12 protein-coding genes are annotated in these 15,664 nt (G+C 32.2%); 9 read left to right on the top strand and 3 right to left on the bottom strand.

The window, feature by feature from the left end:
- Positions 1-16: 16 nt before the first annotated feature.
- The 8 genes from ABWU23_RS06945 (at position 17) to ABWU23_RS06910 (ending at position 10,641) form a co-directional block, all read left to right on the top strand.
- A complete protein-coding gene (locus ABWU23_RS06945) occupies positions 17-766 on the top strand; it encodes an NTP transferase domain-containing protein (RefSeq protein WP_265027770.1) in 750 nt (249 codons plus the stop codon).
- Between the two features lie 124 nt (positions 767-890).
- Positions 891-1,844: an NAD-dependent epimerase/dehydratase family protein gene (locus ABWU23_RS06940; protein WP_353271009.1), complete on the top strand. Its 954-nt coding sequence runs from the start codon at positions 891-893 to the stop codon at positions 1,842-1,844.
- Positions 1,801-4,128, top strand: a complete 2,328-nt coding sequence (locus ABWU23_RS06935; protein ID WP_353271008.1) for a glycosyltransferase — start codon at positions 1,801-1,803, stop codon at positions 4,126-4,128. Before ABWU23_RS06940 ends, ABWU23_RS06935 begins: the two co-directional genes overlap by 44 nt.
- The gene (locus ABWU23_RS06930) at positions 4,089-5,765 is read left to right on the top strand and encodes a WG repeat-containing protein (RefSeq protein ID WP_353271007.1); all 1,677 of its coding nucleotides are present in this window, start codon (positions 4,089-4,091) and stop codon (positions 5,763-5,765) included. Before ABWU23_RS06935 ends, ABWU23_RS06930 begins: the two co-directional genes overlap by 40 nt.
- A 4-nt stretch (positions 5,766-5,769) precedes the next feature.
- Positions 5,770-6,759, top strand: a complete 990-nt coding sequence (locus ABWU23_RS06925) for a phytanoyl-CoA dioxygenase family protein (protein WP_353271006.1) — start codon at positions 5,770-5,772, stop codon at positions 6,757-6,759.
- Positions 6,760-8,535, top strand: coding sequence for an ABC transporter ATP-binding protein (locus ABWU23_RS06920; protein ID WP_353271005.1), 1,776 nt, complete (start codon positions 6,760-6,762; stop codon positions 8,533-8,535).
- A gap of 1 nt (position 8,536) precedes the next feature.
- A complete protein-coding gene (locus ABWU23_RS06915) occupies positions 8,537-9,586 on the top strand; it encodes a threonine aldolase family protein (RefSeq protein ID WP_353271050.1) in 1,050 nt (349 codons plus the stop codon).
- Positions 9,583-10,641 (top strand): threonine aldolase family protein, encoded by a 1,059-nt coding sequence (locus ABWU23_RS06910; RefSeq protein ID WP_353271004.1) that lies wholly within the window; start codon positions 9,583-9,585, stop codon positions 10,639-10,641. Before ABWU23_RS06915 ends, ABWU23_RS06910 begins: the two co-directional genes overlap by 4 nt.
- On the opposite strand, the gene ABWU23_RS06905 is transcribed toward ABWU23_RS06910, so the two are convergent.
- Positions 10,638-11,640 (bottom strand): IS630-like element ISWpi10 family transposase gene (locus ABWU23_RS06905; protein ID WP_353271003.1). Its coding sequence is split into 2 segments (ribosomal slippage): positions 10,638-11,129 and positions 11,131-11,640, totalling 1,002 coding nucleotides; the frame shifts between segments, so codons are not numbered across the junction. The genes ABWU23_RS06910 and ABWU23_RS06905 overlap by 4 nt on opposite strands.
- Positions 11,641-11,870: 230 nt before the next feature.
- Here ABWU23_RS06905 and ABWU23_RS06900 point away from each other — a divergent pair.
- A complete protein-coding gene (locus ABWU23_RS06900; RefSeq protein WP_010405355.1) occupies positions 11,871-13,016 on the top strand; it encodes an MFS transporter in 1,146 nt (381 codons plus the stop codon).
- 17 nt (positions 13,017-13,033) lie between these two features.
- On the opposite strand, the gene ABWU23_RS06895 is transcribed toward ABWU23_RS06900, so the two are convergent.
- A complete protein-coding gene (locus tag ABWU23_RS06895) occupies positions 13,034-14,341 on the bottom strand; it encodes a UDP-glucose dehydrogenase family protein (RefSeq protein WP_353271002.1) in 1,308 nt (435 codons plus the stop codon).
- A gap of 47 nt (positions 14,342-14,388) precedes the next feature.
- The gene (locus ABWU23_RS06890) at positions 14,389-15,288 is read right to left on the bottom strand and encodes a DMT family transporter (protein WP_353271001.1); all 900 of its coding nucleotides are present in this window, start codon (positions 15,286-15,288) and stop codon (positions 14,389-14,391) included.
- Between the last annotated feature and the right edge of the window lie 376 nt (positions 15,289-15,664).

Genomic DNA, 15,664 nt, shown 5'->3' with positions numbered 1-15,664 from the left:
AATTCCTGAGTTATGTATGAGTAACATTTTGATAATATTAGCAGCAGGAAAGAGCAGTAGAATGAATTCTGAATATTCAAAAGCGTTGCACCAAGTGGGAAATCTTACTCTTTTAGAACATATAATTTCTAATGCAAAATTGCTGAGTCTAAAAAGCTTATCAATTGTTGTTAACAACTCCCTTCTAAAAGATTTAGAAAACTTTGATAGCCTAAAAAGTATAATCGATCAATATAATATAAAACTAATAATGCAAGAAGATATTACAGGCACTGGCACTGCAGTTAAAATTGCTCTAGAAAATCTGGAGGAGTTATCTGATCAAGACATAGTTTTAATACAGTATGGAGACACTCCCTTTATATCTAGTGATACAGTTATGAAAATGACTGATTGTTTAAAGTATAATAATTTAGTTCTTCTTGGATTCAATAGTCAAGATGAACAATATGGAAGATTAGTAATTGATAATTACGGAAATGTTCAAAAAATCCTAAAAAATGGAGATAAAATGCTTCTTGCAAACTCTGGAATAATGGTTTCATATGCTAAAGATCTCTTTACCTTAGTAAAAGAAATAAAATTTAATAATTCGACCAATGAATATTGTCTTAATGATATAGTGCCCATTGCAGCAACCAATAACTTGAGTGTAGGTTATGTAGTTTCTGATGAAAGAGAAGCAATGGGAGTAAATAATAAGGAGGATTTGATTAAAGCCGAACACTATTTTCAAGAAAGAAGGCAGCCAACTTTTCTTTCATAACTACATTTTTTTATTCATTAATTTAAGTTGACATTTGTTTTATACTGGTTTTATAATACCCTTTAATTCTTACTTGTAAGATAATTGGTATGACAAATTTTCCTAGTTGTAGTAGAGGGTATACATGGGGATATTAATAACAGGTGCTGCAGGTTTGATAGGGTCAACCTTGGTGAAAAAGTTAGAAAACCAAGGCCATGAAGTAATAAGCTGCGATATTAGGTTTCGCGATAATCCACTCAGTTTTTTTTCAGAAGATATAGTACCACTACTTGCTAAGTGTACAGGAATTATTCATCTGGCTGCAATTTCTCGAGTTATACATGGTGAACTTTATCCTGAACTGTGTAGAAAAATTAATGTTGATGGTACAATGCAGTTTTTAGGGTTATGTAAGTCACTTTCAAATAAACCATGGTTTATATATGCAAGTAGTAGGGAAGTCTATGGAGAGCAGAAGGAACTGCCAGTTACAGAATCTGCTAGTATCGATCCAATAAATAATTATGCCAAAGGTAAAGCATTTATTGAGGAACAAATAACAAGTTCAAAAGATTTTAATGTAGCAATATTACGCTTTTCAAATGTATACGGTGGTTTACTAGATCATAACAGTAGAGTAATTCCTGCACTCTGTATTAATGCATTAAGAGGTGATCCAATTAAAATAGAAGGTAAAGAATGTGTTTTTGATTTTACCTATTTGGATGATGTTATAGAGGGTATATGCTTAACTGTTCAATATTTACAAAGCGAAAAATCTTCTCTTCCTGCTATTCATCTTACTACTAATAGCCCATGTACTTTAGAAAACTTAGCAAAAACAATATTAAAAGTCACAAAAAGTGATTCTAGAATTGATTTTTATCCTCCAAGAAATTTTGATGTAACTAAGTTTCATGGTGATTTTACTAGAGCTAAAGAGCTACTTGGTTGGTCTCCAAAACATTCATTAGAAGTAGGATTAAGTAAATTTATAAAAAGTCTACAAAACAATACACAAGAATATCCTAACAATATAGATATGGTAATATATGAAAATATTAAAAGTTATTCATGGTTACCCTCCGTATTATAGTGCTGGTTCAGAGGTTTATAGCCAAACTCTTGCTCATGAACTAGCAAATAACAATGAGGTACAAGTATTTACTAGGTATGAAAATAGCTTTTTACCTGATTTTTATTACACTACAGTCCTAGATAGTAGTGACTCTCGAATCTTACTGCATTTAATTAATATACCCACAGCTAAATATCGTTACAAATTTATCAATGAAGAAGTAGATATACAATTTAAAAGAGTAATAGATAACTTTCAGCCAGATCTTATACATTTTGGTCATCTTAATCATCTATCAATTACTTTACCAGAAATTGCTTTTAAAGAAAATATACCTACAATTTTTACGCTACATGACTTTTGGTTAATGTGTCCAAGAGGAAGGTTTATTCAACGCAATTCTGAAGATTTGTTACGGCTTTGTGATGGACAAAAGGATCAAAAATGTGCAACTCAATGTTACAAAGGATATTTTACAGGAGATGAAGAATTCCTGAATTTAGACATAAATTATTGGGAACAATGGGTTGCAACTAGAATGAAGCACACAAGGAAAATAATAGACTATATAGATTACTTTATTTCCCCATCGAAATTCTTGATGGACAAATTTACTCAGGATTTTAATGTTCCGATAAACAAAATTTCTTATCTTGATTATGGTTTTGATCTCAATCGTCTTAAGAATAGAAATAGAGCACAAGAAAAAGAGTTTATTTTCGGTTATATTGGTACTCATACTCCCGAAAAAGGTATTGATCTATTATTGAAAGCTTTTTCTCACTTATCATCTAAAGTAAAACTTAGAATTTGGGGAGCAGCAAGAGAAGAAACTAAAGCCTTAAAAGCGATTGCCAATCAGTTTTCACCTGTTGTTAAAGAAAGAATAGAGTGGATGGGAAGTTATGATAATAAGAATATAGTTACTGACGTATTTAATAAAGTCGATGCAATAGTCGTTCCTTCAATTTGGGGTGAAAATTCACCGTTAGTAATACATGAAGCACAGCAACTTAGAATACCAGTTATAACAGCCGATTATGGTGGCATGGCAGAATATGTAAGAGATGGACTATTATTTAAGCACAGAGATGCAAGTAGTTTGTCAGAAAAAATGCAAGTCCTATCTACAAATCAGGAGTTATACAATAAACTTACCCAAAAAGGCTATCCTTATACTGAAAATGGAAATATACCTTCTATAAGTGAGCATACTGAAAAACTTAACAAGATTTACCGTAATGCTATTGAAAAGAAAGGCAAATCAGTAGCTGTTAAACCCGGTCCTTGGAGAATTACTTTTGATACTAATCCAGATTACTGCAATTTTGCTTGTATAATGTGCGAATGTTTTTCACCATACAGCAAAGTTAAAGAAGAAAAGAAAGCTAAAGGAATAAAACCTAAGATACTGTCGATAGAAACTATCAGAAAAGTAATTAAGGAAGCAGCTGGAACACCTTTAAGGGAAATCATTCCTTCTACTATGGGTGAGCCTTTAATGTATAAAAGCTTTGATGAAATAATCAATTTGTGCCATGAGTTCGGCCTGAAGCTTAACCTCACGACCAATGGTTCTTTTCCTATTAAAGGAGCTAGAAAATGGGCTGAACTACTGGTACCAATTTTATCTGATGTTAAGATTTCCTGGAATGGGGCAACTAAAGAAACTCATGAAAGAATCATGAAAGGTTCAAAATGGGAAGTAGTGACAGAAAATTTAAAAACTTTCCTTGAAGTTAGAGATAAATACTTTAGCGATACAGGTGAAAGGTGTACCGTTACTTTACAATTAACATTTTTGGAAAGTAATTTACATGAACTCTATGACATAGTTAAGATGGCCATAAAAAATGGCATAGATAGAGTTAAAGGACATCATCTTTGGGCACATTTTGAGGAAATTAAGGATCTATCTATGAGAAGAGATGAGTTAGCAATTAGTAGATGGAATACAGAGGTGAGAAGGTTATATGAGCTTAGAGATAATATGCTATTACCAAATGGTAAAAAGATAAAATTAGAAAATTTTACAATTCTTTCTCAAGAAGGTATTAAGGATTTGGCTCCAGGTGGTCAATGCCCATTTTTAGGTAAAGAAGCATGGATAAACAATGAAGGAAAGTTTAGTCCTTGCTGTGCTCCAGATGAACTCCGTAAGACATTAGGAAATTTTGGTAATGTTAATGAGGTTAAACTCGAGGAAATATGGCAGAGTAGTGAGTACCTAAGCTTACAAAAGAATTATTTAAATTACAAATTATGCAAAACATGCAACATGAGAAAACCTTTGATCAATTAATCAAAGATAATCTTAGATCTATTAAAATTTCACCGTGTGAGAGCTTTCACGAATTACTAGGAAATCCTTTGTATGAAAATAGGTTTATAAAGGTTGGTAAATTTCATGAGCCCGGTCTTGCACCGGTTTATGATCAGACAGGTGCTTATCATATCAATGTAAGAGGAGAAGCAGTTTATCATAATAGATTTCTAAAAACTTTTGGATTCTACTTTAATAGAGCAGCCGTAGAAGATGATACAGGGTGTTACCATATTGATTCATCTGGATGTAGAGTATACAAACAGTCTTATCAATGGATTGGAAATTATCAGGAAGATGCTTGTGTAGTTAGAAGACATGATAAATGTTTTCATATTAATTTAAATGGCAACAGGATTTATCAGGAGGAATATGATTATGTTGGAGATTTTAAGGATGGTATCGCTGTAGTCTATAAGGATGGTAAAGCTACACATATTAATCATCATGGAAAGTTGGTACATAATAAATGGTATAAAAAACTTAATGTTTTTCATAAAGGGTATTCTATTGCAGAAGATCAACATGGTTGGTTTCATATAGATATTAATGGTGATCCTGTTTACCAGCAGAGATTTAAAATGGTAGAAGCATTTTATAATGGGATGGCAAAAGTTGAAACTTTTGAAGGTGTGTTAGGACAAATCGATATTACCGGAAATGTAAAGTTTAGTATTTTTGATTTAGGTAAAGAATCTCAAGTGCATAGGATTTCTGCAGAACTTTCAGCCTTTTGGAAAACTTACCTAACAAGCGTTGCTATTGAACTTGATTTGTTAAACATTTTACCTGCAACTGTGCCGTTTTTATCTAAAAAGTTAAACATTATCGTACCAAATCTAGAAAGGCTGTTAAGGGCGTTGTGGGAAATAGGGTTTATTGATTATGATAAGGACGAGGACTTATGGAAACTATCATCAAAAGGTAAGTGTTTTAAGGAAATACCATTTTTGCCAAAAGCAGCAACAATGTGGGCAAGAGTTGCCGCTGAAAAGAATTGGTTAAATATTGCCGATATACTAAAACAGAAGTCAATCTCTTCATTTGAATCTTTTAAGGAAAGAGAAGCATCAGAAGATAAGAAAATAGCATTTTACCAAGCATTGCTAGGATATTCTAGGTTTGATACTAAAGAGTTTAATTCTAGGATTAATATAGATGGTGCTAAGAATATATTGCTATTTGGTGTACATTCTTTATTTCTTGCTTATTCTGATATACACAATAAAGGTTCCATAGGCCTATATAACGAACATAAAGTGCCAAGACAGTTAGTAGAAAATTTAAAAGTCAAACTTATAACTCAGGAAAAACTATCAGCTACAAATTATGAATTAGGTGTCTTTTGCCGCTTTCTACAGCATTATGATGATGATAAAGTATTGTCTTATTTAAAATTGGTCAAAGGAATATCTCGTATTTTATTGATAGAAACTATTTTAGATTACCGCTCTCCAGCTGGAGGCTCTGTAGATATTAATGTCATGGTTGAAACAGGAGGTAAACTAAGAACATTAAGCGATTGGGAAAAAATACTCAAACAAGTAAAAGGATTCAAAATTTCTTCTGTTGTACCTTTAACAGATTACTTATCAGTCATTGATGTCAGGTGTTAATCATATGGAAATACTACAAAAAAATGGTTTTTTTATTATCAAAAATCTGGTTCCTTTAAAGCTAATAACTCAGTCTTTAAGTGATATAACAAATAAAATATCAAAGCTATCCCAAGAATTAAGTGTTTCAACTTCTGACTACTTAAACTGTAACGGCAGATGGGGCATGTTATCTCAAGTAACTAGAATTATCTCTCAAGCATTAGATAAAATTATTAAAAATTACCTTGAAAAGTCACTTCAGTGTCAGATACTGCAGAAAAAATCAAATGTTATATGTAAAACTGCTGATTTAATAGATGCAGTTCCCTTCCATCAAGACATCTCCTATAGTTTTAATGATCCTTACCACTTTTCCGTTTGGTTAGCTTTGAATAATGTCAGTGAAACTTCAGGTGCACTACAAATTATAGAAAACAGTCATAAATGGGAAATACAGCCTTTAGTTGATTTTTGGTACCCATATTTTTTTGATCAGTACTCAAATAACCGAGAAAATTACAAAATTAAGTCACTACCTATTTCAGCAGGAGATGCAATAATTTTTGATTCACGGTTATGGCATGGTAGTGATAAGAATACAGATGCTAAAGATAGATTTGCTTATGTAACAAGGTGGATTGTAAAAGATCAAAACCTTCCCTATGTGCCAAAACCTCAGCCTTCAGTTTTTGGTATACTCAATTGTGGTGAGTTAACAGAATCTATACTGAGAGAATGCTTGTCATTATTTGGCTACCAGGAAAGTATAAAAGCAAAAAACATGGAAGAACTTATCAAGAGCTGGTTAGCCTTTATTACAGACACAACTACAAATATTTCTGAGATCGACACTACTAAGGCTAAGCGAGATTTATATAAGCTACTTATTCTCAATCAAGCATCAGCACTACATGATGCTGGAGACATCTCAGGAAAAATATACAAAAATTTATGGTTTTCACTACTTGTATTTCTCAATAAAAAAGTCAACGTAGTGGAGCTAGCATTATAAATGAACAGAAGTAGAGTTGATAGCTTCAAATGTGTATTGATGTTCATCCTGAATATAGTATCTAAATTCAAACTTAATGTACTTATAATGTCTTTAGTTGCCCTGGTGGTAGCTGTTGATTTGTCTTTTAGAAAGTATTTAGTAAAAAATATTCTAGATACAGCTGTAAAATATCAGGAAGGTAATGTAATTGAAAATCTTTTATTACCTGTAAGCGCTTATCTTGGTATGGCATTACTTATCACTACTGCTTTTAGATTCTATGGCTATTTTGTTGACATTCGAATGTTTACCTTAATGCGTCAAAAGATAGCTGATATGTCTTTTTGTAGGCTACTCCAACACGACCATTCCTATTATCAGAACAATTTATCTGGAAGCTTAGTACATAAGGTCAGTAACTTAATGGATAGTGTGATAGAGTTAATAAGATTGCTTATAGATTGTTTTTTCGGTTACAGCATAGCATTAGTCTTAGCTATTTATACCTTATCATTAGTAAACATAAAATTTGCAATCGCTACATTCACTTGGGTAAGCATTTTTATTTTAGTATCGATTTTCAGCTTTCGTGTACTTACTGAACTAGCTGATAATTACTCTAAACAAAATTCACAAGTAATAGCTAGTATAGCAGATAGTATTTTAAATGTTATATCAGTAAGGTTATTTTCTCAGCAAGCACATGAGAGACACAAATTTTTTCAAATATGCAAGAAAAGAACTATTGCAGAGAGAAAATTGCAGTGGGCATACTTTTGTCTTTGGTTTATATATGGCTATTCATTCGATATACTCCAAGCAGTAAACTTGTATTTTTTAATTCATGATTATCAATTGAACAAGATCGCAATAGGAGATATTGCTCTTGTACTTGGAATTAATATATCGATTATAGAGTTTCTTAACCATCTAACTAGGAATCTTACCCAATTTTCTACTCATTTCGGCAAAGTTTCAGATGCATTGCCAATCTTGACTACTGTACCAGAAATTCAAGATAAGGAAAATGCTAAAGAATTAAATTTATTAAGTGGAAGAATAACGTTTAATAATGTTTCTTTTTCTTATGAAGGTCAGGAGTCATTATTTCAAGATTTTTCAGTTACCATTAATCCTTGCGAAAAAGTAGGTCTAGTTGGTTATTCTGGAGGTGGTAAATCTACTTTTATAAACTTAATCCTAAGGCTATTTGATGTTAAAAAAGGTAATATACAGATTGATAATCAAATAGTATCAGAAGTTACACAGAGTTCTTTGAGGCAACAAATATCTGTAATACCTCAAGACCCATTGTTATTTCATGATACTATTTTAGCAAACATCATATATGGTAAACTTCAATCTACTATCGAAGAAATAATGAGAGCTGCAAAGCTGGCTGGTATTCACGATTTCATTATGACTCTACCAGATCAATATGGAACTACAGTCGGAGAAAAAGGCATCAAGCTATCTGGAGGAGAAAGACAAAGAATAATAATAGCAAGGGCATTTTTAAAAAACGCTCCAATACTATTTCTCGATGAACCAACTAGTCAGTTAGATTCTATAACAGAAAAAACAATTCAAATGAGTTTATTTAAACTGATGCAAAATAAAACTACGATTACTATAGCACACCGTATTTCTACACTTTTACACATGGACCGAATTCTAGTATTTAACAAAGGAAAAATTGTCCAAGATGGTAAACATGCTGAACTAGTTTCTAAGCAAGGTCTTTACAAGGAACTTTGGAATGCTCAAATTGGTTGTTTGAATGGCAAAAAATAAGATGGAAAAAATTATTGATCTGAGAAGTGACACTACAACTCTGCAGAGCTCCAACGTTATACATGCAATAAGTAATGCAACTGTTGGAGATTTTGCTTATGGTGAAGACAAAAGCTGTAATGACTTATCAGAATATTGCAAACAATTATTCAAAGTAGAAGAAGCATTATTTGTAACCAGCGGTATGCTTGCAAATAGATTAGCCATTGCCAGTCAAACAAGTCCTGGTGATGAACTAATAACTCATTATAATTATCACGTTAATTTTTTCGATAGTGCAGGCAATGCAAAAGTAAATAATATCGTATTTAATTGTATTAGAAATAATAGCGGAATCTTAGATGTTGCTGAAGTAGAATATGCTATTAATTCTAAGCCGAGGTATAAAATTTTTGCTCAGGTGAGTCTTGTTTCTATAGAAAATAGTATAAATGGTTTTAATGGTAAAATTTATCCTTTTGAAAAACAAGTCGAGTTATATCACTTTTTAAAAGCTCACAATGTAAATCTTCATTTAGACGGTGCAAGAATATTTAATGCTCATATCGAAACAAATATTGCTTTAGCAGATTATGCTAAATATGTGGATACAATGAGCTTTTCTTTTACTAAAGGACTTGGCGCTCCTTTTGGTTCAATGCTTATGGGTAAAAGAGAGATAATTGAAAGGGCTAAAAAGCTACAGGTTTGGCTAGGTAGTGGTTATCATCAGATAGGGTATTGTGCTAATGCAGCAAAATACGTACTACAGAATAATATCTCTAGGCTTAAAGAAGATAATAAGCTCGCTAAATTACTTGCAGATAAGATTAAAGAAATTCCACACATAAAACTGGTACTACCTTATCCAGAAACTAATATAGTAAGCTTTAGTATAAAAGCACTAAATGTAACTAATGAGGTTTTCTTGAGTAAGTGCCAAGCTTATGGTTTATTGCTTTTTCCTTGGCTCGAGTCTCATATAAGAGCAGTTACCCATCTTGGCACAAAGGAAACAGACATCATGAAAGCTGCTGAAATTATAAAGGAGGTTGTGTTAAATTTAATATGAGAATAAAAATAGATTTCTTTAGCGATTCAAACACTGACCCTTCAGCTAAAATGAGGGAAGCGATGGCTAAAGCAAAAGTTGGAAACGAAGCTGCATGTGAAGATCCAACTGTGAACGAATTAGTGGCAACCGCATGTAAAATATTAGGTAAACCTGCAGGAATCTTTTTGATTTCAGGAACGATGTCCAATGTAATTGCTTATAAAGTACACATTCAAAGACCTGGTGATTACTTGCTGCTTGATGAAACTTCACATCCGCTCATAGTACAATCTGGCTTGATTGCAGCCCAGGCACATGCTACTCCTTTGCCCATCAAAGGTACGAGAGGAATATTTACTGGAGAACAAATTGTTGAGTTTATTACTCGTCCTAGTTTAAGAAATATTCCGAGAGTTGGGCTTGTTTCTATCGAACAAACGACAAATTTTGGTGGTGGAGCTGTGTGGCCTTTAGAATATATTCAAGAGATCTCAAGTCTCTGCAAAGAGAATGACGTATTCACTCATTTAGATGGAGCAAGACTGTTCAACGCTTGTGCTCATACTAAAATATCTCCAAAGGAGTATGCAAGTTATTTTGATTCGGTATTTATTGATTTTAGTAAAGGATTAGGTGCTCCAATGGGCGCAATATTGCTTGGAAGTGAAGATTTTATTGAAAAAGCTTGGTACTATAAGTTTCAAATTGGCGGAGGTATGCACCAAGCTGGCATTATTTCAGCTGCATGTTTATATGCTCTACATAATAATGTAAATTCTTTAGAAGAAGATCATAAAAAAATGCAGCACCTTATAGAAGGCCTAGACTCCATAGATCAAGTTATAATTGATATTGACCTGTATAAAACTAATATAGCGTATTTTTCATTACTTACTAATTGTATATCTACTCAAGAATTAATAAACGTACTAATGACAAATTATGGAATTAGAATGGCTAACATCAAAGGTAAAATCAGAGCTATAACACATAGAGATATAAGCTATGAAGATATTAATACTACTGTATCTGCTATAAGAAAGATACTAAGTAATACCAAACTCCATTACTAATCGAACAAATAAGAAACATTACAAACTCGTTTAATAGTAGCACTGGAAATACTGACAATAAAATTACACAGAACATCTTCAAGTAAGCCTATGGTATCGTAGACTCTGTTGCGTAAAGTATTGTGCTTGATATATTGCCACAACCTCTCAACAGGATTCAGTTCTGGTGAATAAGGAGGCAAGTATATAATGGTAATGTTTTTCTGAATTTTCAAACTTTTTGATCTATGCCAGCCTGCACAATCCATTACAAGAAAGGCTTTTTTCGTGCCTAAATCTTTCGACATCTGCTCCAGAAATATATTCATACAATCAGTGTTTACATATGGAGCAAGTAGGCTAATTTTCTTACCACTTCTTGGATTTACCGCACTGTAGATATAGAAATTTTGTCTACCAATTTTCATTTTAACCTGCGTTCTGACCCCTTTTTTAAACCATCCGTGTCCGATTTTTGAATGAGTTCCAAATCGTGATTCATCAAAAAAATACCTCCTTTTCAGGGTGGGAATTGACTATTTTATTGAAGTATTTTTTAAACTCTTCTTGCTTGTTTTTATCTTGTTTATGGTGAATTGGCCTCGGTGTTATATAAGAAAACTTCATCCTTTGTATCTCACGATGCACTGTTGATTTGCTAATGTTTAGGCCAAATTTCTCTGAGATTTTTATTTGCACTTCCTTAATAGTAATATTTGGATTTCTTTCTACCCATATTTCAATTTGCTCACGTTGATTTTTGTTTAATTTGCTTTTTCTTCGCCGCTGAGAAGGGGAAAATAATTTTTCTACTCTACCAAATTTTAGATGCTTTATCCATTCAGTCAAAGCAGTCCTTGAAATTTTACATATTCTTGCAACAGCGCTTATACTACTTTCTTTTCCTGCTATCACCGCTTGTAATTTTTTTGAAACATATGCGTTATTTCTTACCTTTTTTAACATTTCTTTCGCTAAATTTACAACTCTTTCGTCTAATAGTTTTGACCTTAATGCCATTTATACCTCGCTATTTCACTTACTCTAGTATGACTTTTTTCCCCATTATTCTCTATCTGTTCTTTCTATAGCGGGAATTGGTATAAGTAATTTTCTGCACTAATTGTTTGCAAACTTCTTGTCAAACAATATTATACCAATATAGTATTATGCTAGCATCTGCATAGAGCTATTTGGGAATAGGTGTGAACTTTGTCTTCTTTCAATATTTACTATTCTTCTGTGGATATATGCTGCTTTATTTATCAAGACAAAGTATACCAATTGCTCTGCCACTGTTAATAGATACTGACCATGTAAAATTAAGCTATTTTTTTGCCTGCTTTTCTTTTTTTTATGGAGTATCAAAATTTGTTAATGGAATAATAATGGACTCCAAAAATAATCCATTATTTATGTTTGGGCTATGCAATATTGCAACTGGATTATTAACCATTGGTATAACTTTATCATATAATAATCTAACTTTATTACTGTTAACATTAATATTATTAGCTTGGACACAAGGGTTAGGTTGGCCAGCTATTACCAAGTTTATGGTTACAAACTCTAGCATCTCTTCAATTGCATCATCATGGGGAGTTATGAGCGCATCTCAGCAACTTGGTTCTTGTATTACTTTAATTGTATTACCAAGTATAATTAAAATATATGATGCAAAAAGTGCATTTTTGTACTCTGGTTTCTTATGCTTACTTTTTGGAATTTATATAATATTAAAGGCATATTACAAAGAAAGTGCCAACTTTACTACCTATTATAAGGTGCAGAAATCTCAAATAGGTATCAAGGTAACAAGTTCCATATGGTTTCTATGTTGTGCTACTTTTTGTGCTTATATTATAAAAATGGGAATCTTCTTTTGGTTTCCTATAATTTTAAAGAATAAATTACAAATTTCTCTTGTACAATCCTCACTAATAACAGGCGTATATGATTTAGGTGGAATCCTTGGAACTTTAATCACAGGAAGAATTAGTGATATGTACTTCTTTCAAAATAGAAGCTTGCTGGCATCACTTTATATGTTGGGTATAGCACTCACTTTTATTGCAATGAACTTTGGTCAAAACATAATTCTTATGAACCTTGGTGCAATCTTATCAGGATTCTTTATATTTGGAGTGCAAGTACTGACAGGTGTTATAGCTGTAGAAATTGCTCCACAAAATAATGTATGTGCAATTGTAAGCTTAACAGGATTATTTGGGTATATTGCAAGTTCAATATTTTCATGCGTGCTCTTAGGAGTACTTGTTAAGCACTGTGGTAACAGTATTATGTTTTCATTTTTTTCCATTTGCTCTGTTGTTGCACTCGTTTGCTTTTCCATACTATCAAGCAAAGATCTAAAAAAACTAAGTAAAGCGGTGTAAAAAAAATTTCTCAACAGTTAAACTTTGTAGATAGACTTTTTACCCAAGGAATAAACATGGTAACCATATCTTAGTAATAGCTCGCTATCTAATAAATTACGGAAATCAAAAACATTAGGTGCAGCCATAATACTCTTTAAACTTGCAAAATCTTGATTTTTAAATTCTTTCCACTCCGTTAATAATAATAAGGCTTTCGCGTCTCTTGCAGCTCCTATAGCGCTGTCCGCGTACTCTATATCCTTTAGAATTTGCCTAGCATTATCCATCCCTACTGGGTCATATGCAGTAATTTTAGCCTTGTTATTCACTAACAATTTTGCAATATCTATAGCTGGGCTATTTCTTACATCATCAGTACCAGACTTAAAAGTTAGCCCCCATATCGCTATTTTTTTATTTTGGACTCCATTTAATACATATTCTACCTTTTTAGCAATGTTTGTTATATGATTATAGTTAGATTCCTTAACTGAATTTAAAATTTGTAGCTTGACATTGTGATCTTCAGCAAGCCCTATTAAAGCTGACAAATCTTTAGGAAAACATGATCCTCCAAATCCTGGACCAGCTTTGAGAAATTCCTTACCTATTCTATGATCCATTCCCATACTGTTAGCTAAAAGGTCAATGTCTGCTCCTAATAGCTCACATAAACCTGCCATCTCATTGATAAAAGCAACCTTTGTTGCTAGAAAAGCATTAGAAGCATATTTAATCATTTCAGCAGTAACTGTATCAGTGACTATTAACGGAATATTCTTATCTATAAATGATCTATATATAACTTCTAGTTTTGCCCTAGCTAGCTTAGTTTTTACTCCTATTATTATCCTATCTGGGTATAAAAAATCTGATACTGCAGAGCCTTGCTTGAGAAACTCTGGATTAACTCCCAAATCAAAGTTATAGCCCTTATTAGATAAATAATTATATATATTTTCTGCAGTACCAGGAGGAACAGTTGACTTTATCACTATTAAGCAATCTTGATTAACTCTCTCAGACACTTCACTTACTGCATTATATACATTCTTTAAATTTGCATTTCCTAGGGAGTCTGATGGAGTATCTACAGTTATAAATACTACTTCTGTATTGGGATTTATTTGAAAATACGAATCGAAAAATCTTATCCTTTGTGACTTTATATTATTCTCTAAATAATCTGCTAATCCAGGTTCATATAGAGGAATTTTCCCTGATTTCAAAAGTTCAATCTTCTCAGTATTTATGTCAATGCAATCAACTTTATGGCCCTGCTCCGATAACATTGTACCAGATACTAAGCCTACATACCCTACTCCTATAATAGTTATGTGCATTTTATTATCACCTTAAAAATATAGCTTAGCATCTAAAATAAATACCATTAACAATTATAAACTTTTGTTGTTACATTATTTTTTTTAATTGCCTTACTTTCCGAATAAGCTATAAATAAGGTTGATGGTATTAATATCAAAGTACCATATAAAGCACTTTTATCAGGTAATTCATTAAATATAACGTATGTTACTATTGCAGAAATTATTAGCTCTATGTATCTATACGGTGCAAGTGCAGTAGCATCAGTAAGAGCAAAAGCTTTTAACATGAAGAACAGAATTAGGTTTGAACTTATTCCTAAAATCAGCAGTAATACTAACTCCAACAAGGAAGGCATATGCCAATAAAATAACAAAGGTGGAGTAGAAAAAATAGTTGTCGTTAGAGCTGAATAAAATAACATACTTATTACTGACTCTTTTATTACAAGTTTCTTATTAAGTATATCTAATATAGCAAAGATCAATGCAGATACAATAAAAATAAGAATTTTAGGATTAAAATCTTCACTATGAGCTTTAGTAGTAATAGCAATACCAATAAAACCAATGACAGCTACTACCCATCTTTGCCAAATTATATTTTCTTCCAGAAAAGGAATTGCAAGAAGTATAACAAATAATGGTATAGAAAAACTTATAATCGTTGCAGTTACTATGGGGAAAACAGTCAACCCGTAAGTCCATAAGGTCATTCCACAAAACAACAACCCACCCCTGGTTATTTGAGTAGATATTTGACTTGTTTTAAAGGTTTCTATTCCATAGTAAAACATAAAAGGTACAAGGGTAATAGTGGTAAACAGAAAGCGGAAAAAAATTATTTCAAAACTCTGAAGATGTAAACTTAGATATTTTGATATAGTATCATTAGCTACACTACTAAGTAAGCTAAGTATAAACCAGATAACCCCAAACAAATAAGCTCTCAATCTGTAATCCATAAAGCTTCTGATTTAATAGATACGATGTACTCATATAATTTTACTACAAAACTAATAATATAAAAGTTTTCTGATGTACGTCCCCAGAATGTGATCGTAAGGGTTCATTATAAATAATTCGGGAAATTTCGTCTCTTTAGACATATTAAGAGCTATGTAACGAACGTTTATATTTGTGAGTAATAGTAAGGCTCAAGGTAAGGAAAATGCTAGTGAGGTAAAGTAGAATAACGTTAATTTGATAATTTAAGCTCATTCCCTCTTGCTACATCTCTCTTTAATATCTCCTCTTTTGCAGCAGGTCTATAATTACTGCTTAAATTTAGGTGCACACTAATTTTTCGATTTATATATTATTCTAATGCTTGTATAATAC

The sequence above is a fragment of the Wolbachia endosymbiont (group A) of Hedychridium roseum genome, from assembly GCF_964028325.1.
Lineage (GTDB): Bacteria > Pseudomonadota > Alphaproteobacteria > Rickettsiales > Anaplasmataceae > Wolbachia.
Note: the sequence above shows the minus strand (reverse complement) of the source record. Positions and strands in the feature narration are given on the sequence as shown.

What these genes read in the sequence shown, in the direction of transcription:
- ABWU23_RS06945 (WP_265027770.1), top strand. Translation starts at nt 17, where the DNA reads ATGAGTAACATTTTGATAATATTAGCAGCAGGAAAGAGCAGTAGAATG.
- ABWU23_RS06940 (WP_353271009.1), top strand. Translation starts at nt 891, where the DNA reads ATGGGGATATTAATAACAGGTGCTGCAGGTTTGATAGGGTCAACCTTG.
- ABWU23_RS06935 (WP_353271008.1), top strand. Translation starts at nt 1,801, where the DNA reads ATGAAAATATTAAAAGTTATTCATGGTTACCCTCCGTATTATAGTGCT.
- ABWU23_RS06930 (WP_353271007.1), top strand. Translation starts at nt 4,089, where the DNA reads ATGCAAAACATGCAACATGAGAAAACCTTTGATCAATTAATCAAAGAT.
- ABWU23_RS06925 (WP_353271006.1), top strand. Translation starts at nt 5,770, where the DNA reads ATGGAAATACTACAAAAAAATGGTTTTTTTATTATCAAAAATCTGGTT.
- ABWU23_RS06920 (WP_353271005.1), top strand. Translation starts at nt 6,760, where the DNA reads ATGAACAGAAGTAGAGTTGATAGCTTCAAATGTGTATTGATGTTCATC.
- ABWU23_RS06915 (WP_353271050.1), top strand. Translation starts at nt 8,537, where the DNA reads ATGGAAAAAATTATTGATCTGAGAAGTGACACTACAACTCTGCAGAGC.
- ABWU23_RS06910 (WP_353271004.1), top strand. Translation starts at nt 9,583, where the DNA reads ATGAGAATAAAAATAGATTTCTTTAGCGATTCAAACACTGACCCTTCA.
- ABWU23_RS06900 (WP_010405355.1), top strand. Translation starts at nt 11,871, where the DNA reads ATGCTGCTTTATTTATCAAGACAAAGTATACCAATTGCTCTGCCACTG.
- ABWU23_RS06895 (WP_353271002.1), bottom strand. Translation starts at nt 14,341, where the DNA reads ATGCACATAACTATTATAGGAGTAGGGTATGTAGGCTTAGTATCTGGT.
- ABWU23_RS06890 (WP_353271001.1), bottom strand. Translation starts at nt 15,288, where the DNA reads ATGGATTACAGATTGAGAGCTTATTTGTTTGGGGTTATCTGGTTTATA.